This window comes from Cellulosimicrobium sp. NPDC057862 (assembly GCF_042797035.1).
In the GTDB taxonomy this organism is placed as follows: domain Bacteria; phylum Actinomycetota; class Actinomycetes; order Actinomycetales; family Cellulomonadaceae; genus Cellulosimicrobium.
The window spans coordinates 1-18,402 of sequence record NZ_JBHVMH010000006.1 but is presented as its reverse complement, the minus strand read 5'-3'; the positions used below and the strand labels follow the sequence as shown (position 1 = coordinate 18,402).

At 75.6% G+C, this 18,402-nt stretch carries 16 protein-coding genes; 15 read left to right on the top strand and 1 reads right to left on the bottom strand.

Going from position 1 to position 18,402, the window contains the following annotated elements; genetic code table 11:
- Position 1 precedes the first annotated feature (1 nt).
- From carB to ACFVN3_RS09685, 15 genes are all read left to right on the top strand, one after another.
- Positions 2 to 3,364 (top strand): carbamoyl-phosphate synthase large subunit, encoded by a 3,363-nt coding sequence (carB, locus tag ACFVN3_RS09755; RefSeq protein ID WP_378232610.1) that lies wholly within the window; start codon positions 2 to 4, stop codon positions 3,362 to 3,364.
- A complete protein-coding gene (pyrF, locus tag ACFVN3_RS09750; protein ID WP_378232608.1) occupies positions 3,361 to 4,230 on the top strand; it encodes an orotidine-5'-phosphate decarboxylase in 870 nt (289 codons plus the stop codon). Before carB ends, pyrF begins: the two co-directional genes overlap by 4 nt.
- Positions 4,231 to 4,350: 120 nt before the next feature.
- Entirely contained in the window at positions 4,351 to 5,247 is an 897-nt protein-coding gene (locus tag ACFVN3_RS09745; protein ID WP_378232607.1) for a tyrosine-protein phosphatase, read from the top strand.
- A gap of 222 nt (positions 5,248 to 5,469) precedes the next feature.
- The gene (gene mihF / locus ACFVN3_RS09740; RefSeq protein WP_021482878.1) at positions 5,470 to 5,781 is read left to right on the top strand and encodes an integration host factor, actinobacterial type; all 312 of its coding nucleotides are present in this window, start codon (positions 5,470 to 5,472) and stop codon (positions 5,779 to 5,781) included.
- Positions 5,782 to 5,842: 61 nt separating this feature from the next.
- Positions 5,843 to 6,517: a guanylate kinase gene (gene gmk, locus ACFVN3_RS09735; RefSeq protein WP_378232605.1), complete on the top strand. Its 675-nt coding sequence runs from the start codon at positions 5,843 to 5,845 to the stop codon at positions 6,515 to 6,517.
- 176 nt (positions 6,518 to 6,693) lie between these two features.
- On the top strand, positions 6,694 to 6,972 hold the full coding sequence (gene rpoZ / locus ACFVN3_RS09730; RefSeq protein ID WP_047234226.1) for a DNA-directed RNA polymerase subunit omega: 279 nt from the start codon (positions 6,694 to 6,696) through the stop codon (positions 6,970 to 6,972).
- A 103-nt stretch (positions 6,973 to 7,075) separates the two neighbouring features.
- Complete coding sequence (gene coaBC / locus ACFVN3_RS09725) at positions 7,076 to 8,362, top strand: bifunctional phosphopantothenoylcysteine decarboxylase/phosphopantothenate--cysteine ligase CoaBC (protein ID WP_378232603.1); 1,287 nt, start codon at positions 7,076 to 7,078, stop codon at positions 8,360 to 8,362.
- A gap of 63 nt (positions 8,363 to 8,425) precedes the next feature.
- Positions 8,426 to 9,622 carry a methionine adenosyltransferase gene (gene metK / locus ACFVN3_RS09720; protein WP_378232602.1) on the top strand — a complete coding sequence of 399 codons (1,197 nt, stop codon included), beginning with the start codon at positions 8,426 to 8,428 and terminating at the stop codon, positions 9,620 to 9,622.
- A 112-nt stretch (positions 9,623 to 9,734) separates the two neighbouring features.
- Entirely contained in the window at positions 9,735 to 12,077 is a 2,343-nt protein-coding gene (locus ACFVN3_RS09715; protein ID WP_378232601.1) for a primosomal protein N', read from the top strand.
- Positions 12,074 to 12,733: an HAD family hydrolase gene (locus ACFVN3_RS09710; RefSeq protein ID WP_378232600.1), complete on the top strand. Its 660-nt coding sequence runs from the start codon at positions 12,074 to 12,076 to the stop codon at positions 12,731 to 12,733. The genes ACFVN3_RS09715 and ACFVN3_RS09710 overlap by 4 nt, the downstream gene beginning before the upstream one ends.
- Before the next feature lie 86 nt (positions 12,734 to 12,819).
- Positions 12,820 to 13,221 (top strand): hypothetical protein, encoded by a 402-nt coding sequence (locus ACFVN3_RS09705; protein WP_378232599.1) that lies wholly within the window; start codon positions 12,820 to 12,822, stop codon positions 13,219 to 13,221.
- Positions 13,222 to 13,285: 64 nt separating this feature from the next.
- A complete protein-coding gene (gene fmt / locus ACFVN3_RS09700) occupies positions 13,286 to 14,239 on the top strand; it encodes a methionyl-tRNA formyltransferase (RefSeq protein ID WP_378232598.1) in 954 nt (317 codons plus the stop codon).
- Complete coding sequence (locus ACFVN3_RS09695; protein ID WP_378232596.1) at positions 14,236 to 15,921, top strand: RsmB/NOP family class I SAM-dependent RNA methyltransferase; 1,686 nt, start codon at positions 14,236 to 14,238, stop codon at positions 15,919 to 15,921. Before fmt ends, ACFVN3_RS09695 begins: the two co-directional genes overlap by 4 nt.
- A 130-nt stretch (positions 15,922 to 16,051) precedes the next feature.
- A complete protein-coding gene (locus ACFVN3_RS09690) occupies positions 16,052 to 16,279 on the top strand; it encodes a helix-turn-helix domain-containing protein (RefSeq protein ID WP_237842640.1) in 228 nt (75 codons plus the stop codon).
- Positions 16,276 to 17,562: a type II toxin-antitoxin system HipA family toxin gene (locus ACFVN3_RS09685; RefSeq protein WP_378232594.1), complete on the top strand. Its 1,287-nt coding sequence runs from the start codon at positions 16,276 to 16,278 to the stop codon at positions 17,560 to 17,562. The genes ACFVN3_RS09690 and ACFVN3_RS09685 overlap by 4 nt, the downstream gene beginning before the upstream one ends.
- Before the next feature lie 106 nt (positions 17,563 to 17,668).
- Here ACFVN3_RS09685 and ACFVN3_RS09680 read toward each other — a convergent pair whose 3' ends face one another.
- The gene (locus ACFVN3_RS09680) at positions 17,669 to 18,268 is read right to left on the bottom strand and encodes a GNAT family N-acetyltransferase (protein WP_378232593.1); all 600 of its coding nucleotides are present in this window, start codon (positions 18,266 to 18,268) and stop codon (positions 17,669 to 17,671) included.
- Positions 18,269 to 18,402: the final 134 nt, after the last annotated feature.

Here is an 18,402-nt window from a genome sequence, read left to right as displayed (position 1 = left end):
CGTGCCTCGCAGAACCGACATCTCCAGCGTCCTGGTCATCGGGTCCGGCCCGATCGTCATCGGCCAGGCGTGCGAGTTCGACTACTCCGGCACCCAGGCGTGCCGCGTGCTCAAGGAGGAGGGCCTGCGGGTCGTCCTCGTGAACTCGAACCCGGCCACGATCATGACCGACCCCGAGTTCGCCGACGCGACCTACGTCGAGCCCATCACGACCGAGGTGCTCACCTCGATCATCGCCAAGGAGCGCCCCGACGCGCTCCTGCCCACCCTGGGCGGGCAGACCGCGCTCAACGCGGCGATCGCGCTCGACGAGGCGGGCGTCCTCGCCGAGTACGGGGTCGAGCTCATCGGCGCGAACATCGAGGCGATCCAGAAGGGCGAGGACCGCCAGCAGTTCAAGGACGTCGTCGAGAAGTGCGGCGGCGAGTCGGCGCGCTCGGTCATCGTGCACACGGTCGACGAGGCGATCGCGGCCGCGGGCGACCTCGGCTACCCGATGGTCGTGCGCCCGTCGTTCACGATGGGCGGCCTCGGCTCGGGCTTCGCGTACGACGAGGAGGAGCTGCGCCGCATCGTCGGGCAGGGCCTGCACTATTCCCCGGTGACGGAGGTGCTCCTCGAGGAGTCGATCCTCGGCTGGAAGGAGTACGAGCTCGAGCTCATGCGCGACAAGCACGACAACGTCGTGGTCGTGTGCTCGATCGAGAACGTCGACCCCGTCGGCGTGCACACGGGCGACTCGATCACGGTCGCGCCGTCGCTGACGCTCACGGACCGCGAGTACCAGAAGCTGCGCGACATCGGCATCGCCGTGATCCGCGAGGTCGGCGTCGACACGGGCGGCTGCAACATCCAGTTCGCCGTCGACCCGGACACGGGCCGCGTCATCGTCATCGAGATGAACCCCCGCGTCTCGCGCTCGTCCGCGCTCGCGTCCAAGGCGACCGGGTTCCCCATCGCCAAGATCGCCGCGAAGCTCGCCGTCGGCTACACGCTCGACGAGATCCCCAACGACATCACGCAGGTCACCCCGGCCTCGTTCGAGCCCACGCTCGACTACGTCGTCGTCAAGGTGCCGCGCTTCGCGTTCGAGAAGTTCCCGGCCGCGGACCCGACGCTCACGACGACCATGAAGTCGGTCGGCGAGGCGATGGCGCTCGGGCGCAACTTCACCGAGGCGCTCGGCAAGGCGCTGCGCTCGATCGACAAGGGCGGCTCGGTGTTCCACTGGGACGGCGAGCCGGTCTCCGGCGCGGACCTCGACGAGCTGCTCGTGCGCATCGCGCGCCCCACGGAGAACCGCATCATCGGCGTCCAGCAGGCGCTGCGCGCCGGCGCGAGCGTCGAGCAGGTCTTCGAGGCCACGAAGATCGACCCGTGGTACCTCGACCAGATCCAGCTGGTCAACGAGGTCGCGGCGGCCGTCGCCGACGCGCCCGCGCTCACCGAGGACGTGCTGCGCGAGGCGAAGAAGCACGGCCTGTCCGACGCGCAGGTCGCACGCCTGCGCGGCATGGGCCCGGCGGGCGAGGCGACCGTGCGCGAGGTCCGCTACGCGCTCGGCGTGCGCCCCGTCTACAAGACGGTCGACACGTGCGCGGCCGAGTTCGCGGCCCGCACGCCGTACCACTACTCGTCCTACGACCTCGAGACCGAGGTCGCCCCGCGCGAGCGCGAGGCCGTGATCATCCTCGGCTCGGGCCCCAACCGCATCGGCCAGGGCATCGAGTTCGACTACTCGTGCGTGCACGCGGCGCTCACGCTGCGCGAGCGCTACGAGACGATCATGGTCAACTGCAACCCGGAGACGGTCTCGACCGACTACGACACGTCCGACCGGCTGTACTTCGAGCCGCTGACGTTCGAGGACGTGCTCGAGGTCTACCAGGCCGAGCTCGCCGCGGGACCGGTGAAGGGCATCATCGTCCAGCTCGGCGGCCAGACGCCGCTCGCGCTCGCGCAGCGCCTCGCGGACGCGGGCCTGCCGATCCTCGGCACGAGCCCCGAGGCCATCGACGCCGCGGAGGACCGCGGCGAGTTCGGCCGCGTGCTCGTCGAGGCGGGCCTGCCCGCCCCGGCGTTCGGCACCGCGCGCTCGCTCGAGGAGGCCACGGACGTCGCGGCCGGCATCGGCTACCCGGTGCTCGTCCGCCCGTCCTACGTGCTCGGTGGTCGCGGGATGGAGATCGTGTACTCGGCCGAGCAGCTCACGGGCTACGTCGAGCGCGCGCTCGCGGCGGCCGCCGCCGAGGACCGCACGGTCGGCACGCTGCCCGCGCCGCTGCTCATCGACCGGTTCCTCGACGACGCGATGGAGATCGACGTCGACGCGCTCTACGACGGCACCGAGCTGTTCCTCGGCGGCGTGATGGAGCACATCGAGGAGGCCGGCATCCACTCCGGCGACTCGGCGTGCGTCCTGCCGCCCGTGTCGCTCTCGGAGCAGGAGATCGAGCGCATCCGCCGCTCGACCGAGGCCATCGCGAAGGGCGTCGGGGTGCGCGGCCTGCTCAACGTGCAGTACGCGCTCGTCTCCGACGTGCTCTACGTCCTGGAGGCCAACCCGCGCGCGTCGCGCACGGTGCCGTTCGTCTCCAAGGCGACGGGAACGTCGCTCGCGAAGGCGGCGGCGCGCGTCATGGCGGGCGAGTCGATCGCCGAGCTGCGTGCGGCGGGCGTCCTGCCCGCCGAGGGCGACGGCGGGACCCTCCCGCTCGACGCGCCGATCGCGGTCAAGGAGGCGGTCCTGCCGTTCAAGCGCTTCCGCACCGCGGACGGGGTGGTCGTGGACACGGTGCTCGGCCCGGAGATGCGCTCCACGGGCGAGGTCATGGGCTTCGACCGCGACTTCCCGCACGCGTTCGCCAAGTCGCAGGCCGCCGCGTTCGGCGGGCTGCCGACGTCGGGCCGCGTGTTCGTCTCCGTCGCGGACCGTGACAAGCGCTCGATCGTCTTCCCGGTCAAGCGCCTCGCGGAGCTCGGGTTCGAGATCCTCGCGACGGACGGCACGTCGAGCGTGCTGCGCCGCAACGGCATCGCGTCGCGGGTCGTGCGCAAGTTCTCCGCGGGCCGCGGCGCCGACGGCGAGCCCACGATCGTCGACCTCATCACCGCCGGCGAGGTGGACATGGTCATCAACACCCCGTCCGGGCAGGGCGCGCGGGCTGACGGCTACGAGATCCGCGCGGCGACGACGGCGGCCGACAAGCCGATCGCGACGACGGTCGACCAGCTCGCCGCGGCGGTGCAGGGCATCGAGGCGGTCCTGGCGGGACCGTTCGCGGTCGCGAGCCTCCAGGAGCACATGGCGGGCGAGGGCCTGACGGCGGGGGTCGTCCTCCCGGCCGAGCGGGTCGGCGCGTGAGCGCGGGATTCGGCGCGCGTCTCGCGGCCGCCCTGGACGACCACGGTCCCCTGTGCGTGGGCATCGACCCGCACCCCGGACTGCTCGCGGACTGGGGCCTGGCCGACGACGCCTCCGGGCTGCGCGAGTTCGGGCTGCGGGTCGTCGAGGCGGTCGGGGGGCGCGTGGCGGCGGTGAAGCCGCAGTCGGCGTTCTTCGAGCGGCACGGGTCGCGCGGCGTCGCGGCCCTCGAGGAGGTCCTCGCGGCGGCCCGCGCGGCGGGCACGCTCGCGGTCATGGACGCGAAGCGCGGCGACATCGGCTCGACGATGGCGGCGTACGCCGACGCGTACCTGCGCGACGGCTCCCCGCTCGCCGCGGATGCTCTGACCGTCTCGCCGTACCTCGGCTTCGGCTCGCTCCAGCCCGCGGTGGACGCCGCGCTGGAGACCGGGCGCGGGCTGTTCGTGCTCTGCCTCACCTCGAACCCCGAGGGGGCCGAGGTGCAGCACGCGCGCCGCGGCGCCGGGGCCGACGTGGAGTCGGTGGCGGCGCACGTGGCGCGCGAGGCCGCGCGCGTCAACGCGCCCGTCGTGGAGTCGGGCGACGCGCTGGGCCCGGTCGGCCTCGTCGTCGGCGCGACCATCGCCGATGCCGCGGCCCGCACCGGCACGGACCTCGCGGCGGTGCAGGGCCCGCTCCTGGCCCCCGGCGTGGGGGCGCAGGGCGCGGGAGCGGCCGAGCTCGCCGCCGTGTTCGGGGACGCGCGCCGCCAGGTGCTCGCGTCCTCCTCGCGCGGCGTCCTGCGCACGGGGCCGGACGTCGACGCCCTGCGCGCCGCGGCGCGCGCGGCCACGGACGAGGCCGCGCAGGCCCTGCGCGGCTGAGGCACCCGCCCGGGCGACGGGGCCGGCACCTGCGGGTGCCGGCCCCGTCGTCGTTCGGGGTGCGTGATCGGCCAGGGTCCGGGCGCGCTGGGCGCCGTCGTGCCGTGCGAGACTGCGCCCATGACCTCCCACGACACCTCCCGCGACGCGGACCCGAACGCCTCCGGCACGCCCACGGAGGCGGCGGCCGCCGCCCCCGCACTTGACGGCGGTGCGGTGCCGGGCGGGCTGGACGTCCCGGGCACGTGGAACGCGCGCGACGTCGGAGGCCGGGCGGTCCCGGCCGGTCACGACGAGCCCCTGCGCACCGGCGTGCTGCTGCGGACGGCGAGCCTGTCGCGCCTGACCCCGGCGGGCCAGGCGGCGCTCTCCGAGCTGGGGGTGACGACCGTGCTGGACCTGCGCGGTGACGACGAGCTCGAGCGCGACGGCGCGGACGCGGTGCCGGGCGGCGTCCGGGTGCTGCGCCGCGGCATGGATCCCGCGCGGGGCCTGCAGGCCGGGGGCGGCGACGGCGGGGGAGCGTCGGCCGACCCCGCGGCGCTGATCGCGGGCCTGCTGGCGGCGGACGACCCGACGGCGGTCGCGCGCCGGATGATGCACGGCGTGTACGCGACGTTCGTCCAGGACCCGGGCATCCGCGCGACGGTCGGGCGCGTGCTCGGCGAGGTCGCGTCGTCGGAGGGCGCCGCGGTCGTGCACTGCTCGGCGGGCAAGGACCGCACGGGATGGGTGGTCGCCCTGGCCCAGTACGTCGCGGGCGTCGGGGAGGAGGACCGCCTGGCGGAGTACCTCGCGAGCCGCTCGGCCGTGGGGGGCCTCGCCGCGCTCGTGCCGCCCATCCCGGGTCTGTCCCCGGACGCCCTGGCACCGGTCCTCACGGTGGAGCCGGAGTACCTCGAGGGCGCGTGGGAGCTCGCCGCCCGCGAGCACGGGAGCGTGGACGGCTACCTCGTCGCGTGCGGGGTGACGACGGCCGTGCGCGACGGGCTCGTCGCGCGCCTCGTGGCGTCCTGAGGGTCCACTTCGGTCACCTCAGGGCGCCCCTCGCCGCGCCGACGGCGCGCGACGCGCCCTGCCCAGTCGTTGCCCGATCGGTCGAGGCTCGCTACTTTCGAGGGGTCGGCTCCGTGCGTCGGCGCAGGTCGCCCGGGTGATTCACCCGATTAGGGCTCCTCGTCGGGGCACGCCGGGACGACTGTGTGGGCCCATCCGCCTGACGACGAGTAGGTGACTTGCGTGGCACTTCCACCCCTGACCCCAGAACAGCGCGCGGCGGCGCTCGAGAAGGCCGCAGAGGCCCGACGCGTGCGCGCCGAGGTGAAGAACAGGCTCAAGTACTCCCAGGGCTCCCTGAAGGAGGTCATCGAGCGCGGGCAGACGGACGACATGATCGGCAAGCTCAAGGTGGTCTCGTTGCTGGAGTCCCTGCCCGGCGTGGGTAAGGTGAAGGCTCGGGCGATCATGGAGGAGATCGGGATCGCCGAGACACGTCGTGTCCGCGGCCTCGGTCCTCACCAGTCCGCGGCCCTCATCGAGAGGTTTGGCTGACATTTCCGCGCACCCGTCCGAGCCGACGCCGTCCGTCCCCGCCGCGGGGGCGACGGCGCCGGTGGTCTCACCCAGCCCCGCCCGTCTGACCGTCCTGGCCGGACCGACCGCCGTCGGGAAGGGGACGGTGTCGGCCGACATCCGCGCCCGGTACCCCGAGGTGTGGCTGTCCGTGTCGGCGACGACGCGCGACCCGCGGCCGGGCGAGGTGGACGGGGTGCACTACCTGTTCGTCGGGACGGACGAGTTCGCCCGCATGGTCGCGGAGCGCGAGCTGCTCGAGTGGGCAGTGGTGCACGGTCGCAACAGCTACGGCACGCCCCGGCGCGCGGTCGAGGAGAAGCTCGCCGCGGGCGTGCCGGCCCTCCTCGAGATCGACCTCCAGGGGGCGCGCCAGGTCCGCGCGTCGATGCCCGAGGCGCGGTTCGTGTTCCTCGCCCCGCCGAGCTGGGACGAGCTGGTGCGCCGGCTCGTGGGCCGCGGCACGGAGGACGCGGAGGAGCGCGAGCGTCGGCTCACGACGGCGCGGGTCGAGCTCGCGGCGGAGTCGGAGTTCGACCACGTGATCGTCAACGACGAGGTGCACCGCGCGACGGACGAGCTCGTGCGCGTCATGGGGCTCGAGCCCCGGCCCGTCGAGGGCGCGACCGGCGACCCCGCGCGAGCGGCGGATCCCGCGCCGTCCGGGCACACGGAGCAGCACACGGAGCAGCACACCGAGCAGCACAGCGAGTAGACTGTCCTGCGGTGCCCGCGCGCGGGCCCGCTCCCCGGAGGGCCGCAGACCCGGTCCGCGGACCCGGCGACTGCTCGGGGCCGCGCCCGCCCGGCCCCGGACGGAGCGGTCGGCGCGCCGCCGCCATCGACCAGCTGTGGCCCCGGCCACAGACCCTTGAACCCACGGAGCGAACTGTGTCCGGAACCGTCGCCGCCCCCGAGGGCATCACCGACCCGCCGATCGACGACCTGCTGGAGCACGTCGACTCGAAGTACGCGCTCGTCATCTACTCGGCCAAGCGTGCGCGCCAGATCAACGCGTACTACTCGCAGCTCAGCGAGGGTCTGCTGGAGAACGTCGGGCCGCTGCTCGAGACGCGCAACCAGGAGAAGCCGCTGTCGATCGCGATGCGGGAGATCAACGCGGGCCTGCTGACGATCGAGGCCGAGCCCGACGAGGCCGACGAGGCCTGAGCCCGTACGCCGCGCACCTCCGCAGGAGGGCGCGGCGTTCGTGCGTCCACGGCCGTCCACCCCGGTGGGCGCGGAGAAGAGCGGGACCGGCGGGAGGAGCGACATGCGGATCGTGCTCGGGGTGAGCGGCGGGGTCGCGGCGTACAAGGCCGTGCTGCTGCTGCGGCTGCTGCGCGAGCAGGGTCATCGGGTGCGCGTGGTGCCCACGGCGTCGGCCCTGCGGTTCGTGGGCGCGCCCACGTGGGAGGCGTTGTCGGGCGAGCCGGCGACGGACCAGGTGTTCGAGGACGTCGAGCACGTGCCGCACGTCGCGCTGGGCCAGGGCGCGGACCTCGTCGTCGTGGCGCCCGCGACCGCGGACCTGCTCGCGCGGGCGGCGTCGGGCCGGGCGGACGACCTGCTGACCTCCACGCTGCTGACCGCGCGCTGCCCGGTCGTGATGGCGCCCGCGATGCACACCGAGATGTGGGAGCACGCGGCCACGCAGGCGAACGTGGCGACGCTGCGCGAGCGCGGCGTGCACGTGATCGAGCCGGCATCGGGCCGCCTGACGGGCGCCGACACGGGTCCGGGCCGCCTGCCCGAGCCCGACGAGATCGCGCGTGTCGCGCTGGCCGTCGTGCGCGGCTCCGACGGGGCGGCGTCCCCGACCGCCGTGGCGGGGCAGGCCCGCGACCTCGTCGGCCGCCGGGTCGTGGTGTCGGCCGGCGGCACGCGGGAGCCGATCGACCCGGTCCGCTTCATCGGCAACCGTTCCAGCGGGCGGCAAGGGGTCGAGCTCGCGCGGGCGGCTAGGGCGCGGGGCGCCCACGTGACGCTCGTCGCGGCGAACCTCGCGCCGGACGTCGCTGCACTGGTGCAGGGCGCCGGCCTCGACGACGTCGTCGCGGTCGAGACGACGGCCCAGCTGCGTGACGCGGTGCGCGCCGCGGCGGCGTCGGCGGACGTCGTCGTGATGGCCGCGGCGGTCGCGGACTTCCGACCGGCGCACGCGCCCGGGGCGAAGATCAAGAAGGTGCCGGGCCGCGGTCCCGAGCCGATCGCTCTCGTCGAGAACCCGGACGTGCTCGCCGAGCTCGCGCACGACCGGCTGCGCGTCGGCCAGGTCGTGGTGGGTTTCGCGGCCGAGACGGGGGACGCGGACGGCTCGGTGCTCGACCACGGCCGCGCCAAGGCGCGCCGCAAGGGCGCCGACCTGCTCGTCGTCAACGCCGTGGGTGAGGGGCGTGGGTTCGGCGTCGACGCGAACGACGTGACCGTCGTCGACGGGTCCGGCGAGGTGGTCGCGACGGCGAGCGGCACGAAGCGAGAGGTGGCGGACGCGGTGTGGGACGTCGCCGGGCGCGCCGCGGCGGACCGCGCGGACGCGGGAGCCGTCCCGTCCGAGTGACCCGCGTCTCGTCTCGCGTGGCGGATGCCGACGCCCACGCCTCGGGACAGTAGGCTGTGCGCCATGGCTGAGCTGCGTCTGTTCACGTCCGAGTCCGTCACCGAGGGACACCCGGACAAGGTCTGCGACCAGATCTCCGACTCCATCCTCGACGCGCTGCTGACGCAGGACCCGACGTCCCGCGTGGCGGTCGAGAGCATGGTCACCACGGGCCTCGTGCACGTCGCGGGCGAGGTGACGACCGACGCGTACGTCGAGATCCCGCAGATCGTGCGCGACGTCGTGCGCCGCATCGGGTACACGTCGTCCGCGATCGGGTTCGACGCGGACTCGTGCGGCATCTCGGTGTCGATCGGGCAGCAGTCGCCCGACATCGCGCAGGGCGTCGACAAGAGCCTCGAGGAGCGCGACGACCAGCGCGACCACGATCCGCTCGACGCGCAGGGCGCGGGCGACCAGGGCCTGATGTTCGGGTACGCGAGCGACGACACCCCGAGCCTCATGCCGCTGCCGGTCTGGCTCGCGCACCGTCTCGCGGAGCGCCTCGCGCTCGTGCGCCGCGACGGGACGGTGCCGGGGCTGCGCCCGGACGGCAAGACGCAGGTCACCATCGGGTACGACGGCGACCGCGCGGTCACGCTCGACACGGTGGTCCTGTCCACGCAGCACGACCCGGACGTGCGCCAGGACGCGCTGCACCGGCTCGTCGCGGACGACGTCGTCGCGCCGGTCCTGGAGGCCGCGGGCGTGGACCTGGACACGCGCGAGACCCGCCTGTTCGTCAACCCCACCGGGACGTTCGTCGTCGGCGGGCCGCAGGGCGACGCCGGCCTGACGGGCCGCAAGATCATCGTCGACACCTACGGCGGCATGGCCCGGCACGGCGGCGGCGCCTTCTCCGGCAAGGACCCGTCGAAGGTGGACCGTTCCGCCGCCTACGCGACGCGCTGGGTCGCGAAGAACGTGGTGGCGGCGGGCCTCGCGCGTCGCTGCGAGGTGCAGGTCGCGTACGCGATCGGCAAGGCGCACCCCGTGGGCCTGTACGTCGAGACGTTCGGCACGGAGAAGGTGCCGGTCGAGCGCATCACGGCCGCGATCCGCGAGGTGTTCGACCTGCGTCCCGCGGCGATCATCCGTGACCTGGACCTGCTGCGCCCCATCTACGCCGCGACGGCCGCGTACGGGCACTTCGGGCGCGAGCTCGAGCAGTTCACGTGGGAGCGCACGGACCGCGTCGCGGACCTGCAGTCCCAGGTGTGACGAGCCCGGTGGGGCCTCGCGCGGCTGTGCTGGTCCGCCTGCTGGTCCGCGTGCTCGTCGAGGTGCCGCCCGCCCGCCCGGTCGTGACGGCGGCGCGTGGTTCGATGACGTCGTGAGCGAGCCCGAGGACACGTCGCAGGCGGTGCAGGACACGCTGCCTGGTGTCTCCGCGGCCCCCGCGCCGCGGCGCCCCGCGGCGGCGTCCCAGGAGGTCGCCCCGCACCTGCCCGTCGCGCGCCTCGCGCTCGACCTGGCGCCCCCGCACCTGGACCGCGCGTTCGACTACCTCGTGCCCGCCACCATGTCCGACGACGCGCGGCCCGGTGTGCGGGTCAAGGTGCGGTTCGCCGGCCGCGACGTGGACGGGTACGTCCTGGAGCGCGCCGAGCGGTCCGACCACGACGGCCGACTGCTGCCGCTGCGCCGCGTCGTCTCGCCCGAGCCGGTGCTCTCGCCCGCCGTGGCGCGGCTCGCGCGCTCCGTCGCCGACCACTACGCCGGCACCCTGTCGGACGTGCTCCGCCTCGCCGTCCCGCCGCGGCACGCGCGCGCCGAGCAGGCGCTCGCGGCCGCCGAGGGCGACGCCACGGGGGCCACGGCGCCGGTGGGCGGGGTCGGGACCGGCGAGGCGCACCTCGCGCCCCAGGCCGGAGGGTCCGGGGCAGCGTCCGTCGGCTCCGTGTGGGCCCCCTACCGCGCCGGCGCGGCGTTCCTCGCGCACGTCGCGGCCGGGGGCGCCCCGCGGGCCGTGTGGACCGCGCTACCCGGGCTCGCCCCGGCGGCCCCGGCGTCGGGCTCGGAGCCCGCCCCCGCATCCGTCGAGCACGGGCGGGGCGCCGGGCGGGCCCGCCGGGGCGCGGACCCGCTGCCCGTGACGCACTGGGCCGCCGCGGTCGCGGAGGCGGTGCGCGCCGCGCGCTCGGGCGGCAGAGGGGCGCTCGTCGTCGTGCCGGACGCGCGGGACGTCGACCAGGTCTGCGCCGCCCTGGACGCCGCGGGACTGCCCGCCTGGGACGCGGCCACGGGAGGCGAGGTGGTGCGTCTCACCGCGGACGAGGGGCCGGCGCCCCGCTACCGCGGGTTCCTCGCGGTGCTGCACGGGCGGGCGCGCGTCGTCGTGGGGACCCGGGCGGCGGCGTTCGCCCCGGTCGCGGACCTCGGACTGGTGGTGTGCTGGAACGACGGCGAGGACACGCTCGCCGAGCCGCGTGCCCCGTACCCGCACGCGCGCGAGGTGCTGGCGCTGCGCAGCGACCAGGAGGGGGCCGCGTTCCTCCTCGGGTCGCACGGCCGCACGGTCGCGGCGCACGCGCTCGTGGCGCGGGGCTGGGCGCACGACCTGGCCGCGCCGCGCGACGTCGTGCGGGCGCGCGCACCGCGCGTGCGGGCCCTGACGTCGGTGGAGCTCGCGGCCGAGGGGCCGGGCGCCGCGGCGCGCATCCCGACCGCGGCGTGGCGCGCGGCACGCTCCGCGCTCGAGCACGGGCCCGTGCTGGTGCAGGTGCCCCGCTCCGGGTACGTGCCCGTCGTCGCGTGCGGGCGCTGCCGCACGCCCGCGCGCTGCACCGTGTGCCACGGCCCGCTCGCGCTGTCAGGCGCGGGCGCCACGCCGCAGTGCGCGTGGTGCGGGGCGCTCGCGGGCGGCTGGTCGTGCGCGGAGTGCCGCTGGACGGGGCTGCGGTCGGTCCGCGTGGGGTCGCAGCGCACGGCGGAGGAGCTCGGACGCGCGTTCGCGGGCGTGCCCGTCCAGGTCTCGGGCGCGGCCGCGGCCGGCGGGGTGCTCGGGGCGGTCTCGTCGCGCCCGGCGCTTGTCGTCGCGACGCCGGGCGCGGAGCCAGTCGCCGAGGGCGGGTACGCGGCCGCGCTGCTGCTCGACGCCGCGGTGAGCACCGCGCACGTCGGGCTGGACGTCGCGCAGGACGCGCTCGCGCGCTGGCTCACCGCGGCGGCGCTCGTGCGTCCGGCGACGGCCGGAGGGCAGGTGCTGCTCGTCGGCGACGCCGCCCCGGCCCCGACGAACGCGCTCGTGCGCTGGGACCCGGCGCTCCTCGCGGACCGCGAGCTCGACGAGCGGGCCGAGCTGTCGTTGCCGCCCGCCGTGCGGGTGGCGGCGGTGACGGGGGACCGCCCGGCGGTCGCGGCGCTGCTGGGGCGGGTCGAGCTGGCGCGGCCCGACGCCGTCCTCGGACCCGTGGAGGTGCCCGCACCTCCGCCGCGCGGGCGTGCGCCCGGCACGGGGCCCGGGTCGTCGCCGGGCACGGCGAAGGTCGCTGGGGCCGGCGACGGCGCAGGGCCGGGGCTGCTGGACGCCCCACCGGTGCGCGCCGTCGTGCGCGTGCCCGTGCGCGACGGCCGGCGGCTCGCGCGCGAGCTCGCCGCGTCGCTCGCGGTGCGCTCGGCGCGGCGCGAGCCGGGTAGCGTGCGGGTGGAGCTCGACCCGAAGGAGATCTTGTGACGCACCACCCCGCGACGGCCGACGGCACCCCTGGAGGTGCCCCCGCGCGCGCGATCGACGCCGTCCTGTACGACTTCGGCAACGTCCTGGTCGGCTGGGACCCGTACGGCGCCTACGCCGGGCTGGACCGCGAGGTCGTCGACGCGTTCTTCGCCGACGTCGACTTCCGCGTCCTCAACCACGAGCGCGACGCCGGGGCCACGTGGGCCGACGCGCGCGCCGCCGTCGAGGCCTCCCACCCGCATCACGTCGCGCTCCTGGACCGGTACGTCGCGGAGTTCCCCGCGACGCTCACCGGCCCCGTGGAGGGCTCCGAGGAGCTCGTGCGCGAGCTGCGCGACCTCGGCCTGCGCCTGTACGGGCTGACGAACTGGTCCGCCGAGCTGTACCCGCACGCGGGACCGGCCGCTCCCGCGACGACGCTCATGGACGACGTGCTCGTCTCGGGCCGTGAGGGCCTGGCCAAGCCGGACCCCGCGATCTTCGCGCTCGCGGTCGAGCGGTTCGGTCTCGACCCGGCGCGCACGCTCTTCACCGACGACAGCGCCGCGAACATCGACGCGGCGGCCCGGCTCGGTCTGCGCACCCATCTCTTCGACGGCACGCCCGGCCTGCGTGCCGCGCTGCGCGCCCTCGGGGTTCCTCTCTCCGGGTGACGGTGACCGCGGTCCGGTGGCACGTCGCGCACCGAACGGTTCGGTCTCGATCGGGGTCCAGGGCCGACGGGAACGGACCCTTCGGCGTGTCCCCGAGGTCTGGTGAGAGGGGCGCCACGGTCCGGGGAGGGCGGCCGGCCCTCACGGTCCCGGCACTGGTCCTGGTCGCGGCGCTCGCGGCCTGCTCCGACCGCGCGTCGACCGTGACCACCCGGTGGCGCGTCGTTCCGGACGCGGACCGCACGGAGGACGTGCTGCCGATCGTGGTCGAGCACGGCGCCTCCTGCGAGGAGCACGCGGGTGTCGACGTCGTCGAGAGCGACGACACGGTCGAGATCACGGTGCGGGTGGTCGTGCAGGAGCCGCAGGAGGGGTCGGTGTGCCCCGAGGCAGCGATCTCGCGCCGCGTGGAGGTCTCTCTGGACGCGCCGCTGGGTGCGCGAAGGGTGGACGGACCGGGGCTCGAGCAGACCCCCGACCTCGGGTAGCGCGGCGACCGTCTCCCGCGACGGTCTGTGGGGCGAGAGCGGGGTGGCACCTAGAATCGGGCCCATGCGCCTGCTGTTCGCCGGGACCCCGGATACCGCGGTCCCGTCCCTCGACGCCCTCCTCGACTCCCGCCACGACGTCGTCGCCGTCCTCACGCGCGCCGACGCGCCGTCGGGCCGGGGACGGCGCCTGACCCCGAGCCCCGTGCGCGTGCGCGCCGAGGAGGCCGGGATCCCCGTGATCACCGACCGCCCCCGCGGCGAGGACTTCCTCGCGCGCCTGGCCGAGCTCGACGTCGACGCCGCCCCCGTCGTCGCGTACGGGGAGATCCTGCGCCCCGACGTGCTCGCCGTGCCGCGCCACGGGTGGGTGAACCTGCACTTCTCCGTCCTGCCGGCCTGGCGCGGCGCCGCCCCCGTGCAGCGCGCGATCATCGCCGGGGACGAGGTCACCGGCGCCACGACGTTCCTCATCGAGCAGGGCCTGGACTCCGGCCCCACGCTCGGCACGACGACCGAGACCATCCGTCCCCGGGACACCGCCGGGGACCTCCTGGGCCGCCTCGCCGTCTCCGGCGCGGGCCTGCTCGTCGCGACGCTCGACGCGCTCGAGGACGGGACCTTGCGCCCGCAGCCCCAGCCCGCCGACGGCGTCTCCCACGCCGCGAAGCTCACGCCCGCCGACGCGGAGGTCCGGTGGGACCACCCGGCGCTCGCGGTCGACCGCCTCGTGCGCGGCTGCACCCCGGCGCCGGGCTCCTGGACCACCGTCCCCGGTCCCGACGGCGCGCCCGCTCGCCTCGGGCTCGGCCCGGTGACGCCGCGCCCCGACGTCACCGACCTCGCCCCCGGGCAGGTGCGGGCCGCGAAGAAGGAGGTCCTCGTCGGCACCGCGACGCACGCCGTCCAGCTCGGGGACGTCTCGCCCGTGGGCAAGAAGCAGATGCCTGCCGCCGACTGGGCGCGAGGCGCCCGCCTTCCCGAGGATCTCGTGCTCGGCGCGGAGGTCGTCCGATGAGCGGCGGCACGCCCGCGGACCGGGACCGCGACGACACGGGCCGCCGGGCCCCGACCAGCGGATCGAACGCACGTTCGAACGATCGGTCGGGCGGATCCGAGCGGAGCGGGCGCGACTCGAACGCGCGTTCGAGTGCGCGCAGAACGGGGGGTAACACCGGCTCGAACGTCCGTTCGAACGGCTCGGACGGCGGGCAGGAGCGCCGCGACGCACGCGGCCGCCAGCGCGGCGCCGCTCGCTCCCGCGGCGAGACGTCCCGCAGCGCGCACGCGCCCTCCCAGCGTCGCAAGGGCACCGACCCGGCCCGCGCCGTCGCCTACGACGTCCTGCGCCAGGTCGACGGCTCCGACGCCTACGCCAACCTCGTCCTGCCGCCCCTCCTGCGCGAGCGCGGCATCCGCGGCCGCGACGCCGGGTTCGCCACCGAGCTCGCCTACGGCACCCTGCGCCTGCGCGGCCGCTACGACGCCGTCCTCGCGCTGTGCCTCGACCGGCCCCTCGACCGCCTCGACCCGCCCGTGCTCGACGTCCTGCGCCTCGGCGCCCACCAGCTCCTCGGCATGCGCGTGCCCCAGCACGCTGCCGTGTCCGAGACGGTCGGGCTCGCGCGCGAGCGCACCGGCGCCGGCAGCGCTCAGCTCGTCAACGCCGTCCTGCGCCGCGTCGCCCGCACCCCCCTCGACGACTGGCTCACCACGATCGCCGACGACGCCCCCGACGACCTCGCGGCGCTCGCGGCCACCCAGAGCCACCCCGTGTGGATCGCCCGCGCCCTGCGCGACGCCCTCGCGGGCAACGGCCGCCCCGTCGCCGAGCTCGACGCGCTCCTCGCCGCCGACAACGACGCCCCGCGCGTCACGCTCGTCGCCCGCCCCGGCCTCGCCGACCCGGACGAGCTCTCCGACGGCGACGACCGCGTGACCCCCTCCCGGTGGGCACCCACCGCGCTGCGCCTCGAGGGCGGCGACCCCGCCGCGTTCGGCGCCGTCCGCGACGGTCGCGCCGGTGTCCAGGACGAGGGCAGCCAGCTCGTCGCCCTCGCCCTCGCCGCAGCACCGCTGACCGGCCCCGACACGCGCTGGCTCGACCTGTGCGCCGGACCCGGGGGCAAGGCCGCGCTCCTCGCGGCGCTCGCGGCCGGGCGGGGTGCGCGTCTCGTCGCCAACGAGGTCCAGCCGCACCGCGCGCGGCTCGTGGAGAAGGCCCTCGCCGCCGTCCCGGCCGACGCGGTGGAGGCCGTGCGCACGGGCGACGGGCGCGCCGTCGGGCAGGACGAGCCGGGCGCCTACGACCGCGTGCTCCTCGACGCCCCCTGCACGGGCCTGGGTGCGCTGCGCCGCCGTCCCGAGTCCCGCTGGCGGCGCACGCCCGCCGACCTCGCGACCCTCACCGGGCTCCAGCGCGAGCTCCTCGACTCCGCGCTCGACGCCGTCCGGCCCGGGGGAGTGGTCGGCTACGTCACGTGCTCGCCCCACCTCGCCGAGACCCAGGTCGTCGTCGCCGACGTGCTGCGCCGCCGCGACGACGTCGAGCTCCTCGACGCCCCGGCGGTCGTGCGCGACGTCGTGCGCTCCGAGGCGCGCGACACGATCGAGCTCGGCGACCGCCAGGACGTCCAGCTCTGGCCGCACGTCCACGGCACCGACGCGATGCACCTGACGCTCCTGTGCCGGACGGTGTGAGGGGGCGGCCCTCGTGGGGCGTCGGCATATCTCGACATCCCGAGCGTGTCGGAGTAACCTGACGTCGACGCGTGTCGGATAATCCTGACGCCGCAGCACGAGCCCGCGCACCGACGGCAGGAGAGCGAGCATGGCCGACACCTGGACCACCCCCCGAAGCCCCCGCGACCTCGGCGCCTACCTCAGCCGCGTCCGCCGGACCCGCGGGCTCACGCAGGCCCAGGTCGCCGACGAGCTCGGCATCACCCGCCAGTACCTCTCCGAGCTCGAGAACGGCGTCGAGAACCTCTGGGTCCAACGACTCTTCGAGCTCCTCGACACCCTCGACGTCGACCTGCGACTCCAGGAACGCCCATGACCACCGTCACCGCCTGGCTCTACGGCACCCCCGTCGCGACCCTCGCACCCGCCAGCACGCGCACCACCGACGGCACCCCCCGCGTCACCCTCACCTGGACCACCGACGCCCTCGACCGCTGGGGACACGACGCCCGTGTCCTGTCCCACCTGCTCCCCATCACCCCGCCCGACGAGTCCTCGCCCCACCCCGCGCGCGTCGCCGCCTGGCTCGACGGACTCCTCCCCGAAGGCCGCACCCGCGACGCCATGGCCATCGACGCCGGCATCGACCCCGACGACGCCCTCGCCTTCCTCGTCCACTACGGCCACGACACCGCAGGCGCCGTCCTCCTCACGCCCGAAGGGCACCCCCTGCGCACCCCCGGCACACCCGAACGACTCGACGACGCCGCCGTCGCGCTCCTCCTGCGCGCCGCCGTCGCACGCAGCGGGGGCGAAGGACGCACCGACCACCTCACCAGCTCCCTGCCGGGCATGGAACCCAAGATCACCCTCCTGCACGACGAGCACGGCTGGGCCCGCCCCCACGGCACCGCACCCACCACCCACATCCTCAAGGTCGCCCGCCCCTCCGACTCACCCACCGCCGACCTCGTCAACACCGAGGCCGCCGCCCTCGACCTCGCCCGCCGCACCGGCCTCACCACGATCGACGCCCACGTCACCGAATTCGACGGCGAACGCGCCATCGTCGTCACCCGCTACGACCGCGTCCCCGACCCCACCGAGCCAAGCGGCACCGCACGCCTCCACCAGGAGGACACCGCACAGGCCCTCGGCATCAACACCCGCGACCCCGAACGCAAGTTCCAGCACGGACGCCGCTTCCCCTCCCTCGCCGCCATCGCCCGCACCCTCCGCGACGACGGCACCCGCCCCGACCCCCTCCTCGCCCTCACCACCTTCAACCTCGCCATCGGCAACACCGACGCCCACGCCAAGAACATCTCCGTCCTGCGCCACGCCGACGGCACCGTACGGCTCGCCCCCGCCTACGACGTCTCCATGCACCTGCACCACGACCACGCCTCCCGCGTCTTCGCCATGGACGTCTCCGGAGAACGCGACATGGACCGCCTCACCGCCGAGCACCTCGTCACCGAAGGCACCACCTGGGGCCTGCCCCGACGCCGCGCCCAGCGCGCCGTCGCCCAGACCCTCGACGGACTCCTCGCGGCGCTCGCGGACGTCGACCGCGACGCCCACCCCGGCGTCAGCCGCCACGCCTGGCGCACGGTCGAGCAGCGTACGACCGACCTCCGCCGCGGCCTCGTCGCCTGAGCCTCGCCGCAGGGACAGAACCCTGGTCAGTGCTCCGCCTCGCCCTGGTCGTCGCGCACCCCAGGTGGCCGCCCGCGGTGCCAGGCTCGTTCTCGCCCCGCCCGGCTCAGAGGGAGCGCTGGAGGAGGATCGTGTCGACCCAGCGGCCGTGCTTGAAGCCGACGGCGGTGAGGCGGCCCGTCTCGACGAAGCCGAACCGGCGGTGCAGGGGGAGCGAGCCTGCCGCCTCGGGCACGTCGGCGACGACCGAGACGACCTGGCGGACCCCGGCGACGGCGCACGCGTCCAGGAGCGCGCTCAGCAGGGTGGAGCCGATCCCGCGACCGGCGTGGGCCGGGTCGAGGTAGATCGTGTCCTCGGCGGTGTGCCGGTAGGCGGGCTTCGGCCGCCACGCGGACGCGTAGGCGTAGCCCGCGACCAGCGGGCCTCCCGCGGTTCCGGGTTCCGTCGGGACGTCGACCTCCGCGACGAGGAACGGCAGGCCGCGCGCGGTGACGTCGTCGAGCTTGCGCTGCCACGCCGGGACGTCCCAGACCTCCTCCTCGAACGTCACGCACGTGTCGCGGACGAACGGGGCGGCGATCTCGGCGACACGCCCGAGGTCGCCCGCGGTGGCGGGTCGCACCGTCACGGCCTGGTGCTCCCGGGTCGACGCGGCGGGTGCATCCGGCGGGGTGGTCGGGCCGGGGGAGGGGAGGGGGCTCACGGGACGAGCCTACGAGCGCGGGCGACCGGTGGGACGCGCCCTAGGTGTACTGACCCAGCAGGTTGTTGACGTAGCGAGAGACCTCCGGGTCGAGTGGGAGCTGTCTAGGAACCCGGCTCGCACCAACGGAGGTC

Coding starts and splice junctions, on each gene's coding strand:
- ACFVN3_RS09745 (WP_378232607.1), top strand. CDS start 4,351: ATGACCTCCCACGACACCTCCCGCGACGCGGACCCGAACGCCTCCGGC.
- coaBC (WP_378232603.1), top strand. CDS start 7,076: ATGCGGATCGTGCTCGGGGTGAGCGGCGGGGTCGCGGCGTACAAGGCC.
- metK (WP_378232602.1), top strand. CDS start 8,426: ATGGCTGAGCTGCGTCTGTTCACGTCCGAGTCCGTCACCGAGGGACAC.
- fmt (WP_378232598.1), top strand. CDS start 13,286: ATGCGCCTGCTGTTCGCCGGGACCCCGGATACCGCGGTCCCGTCCCTC.
- ACFVN3_RS09695 (WP_378232596.1), top strand. CDS start 14,236: ATGAGCGGCGGCACGCCCGCGGACCGGGACCGCGACGACACGGGCCGC.
- ACFVN3_RS09690 (WP_237842640.1), top strand. CDS start 16,052: ATGGCCGACACCTGGACCACCCCCCGAAGCCCCCGCGACCTCGGCGCC.
- ACFVN3_RS09685 (WP_378232594.1), top strand. CDS start 16,276: ATGACCACCGTCACCGCCTGGCTCTACGGCACCCCCGTCGCGACCCTC.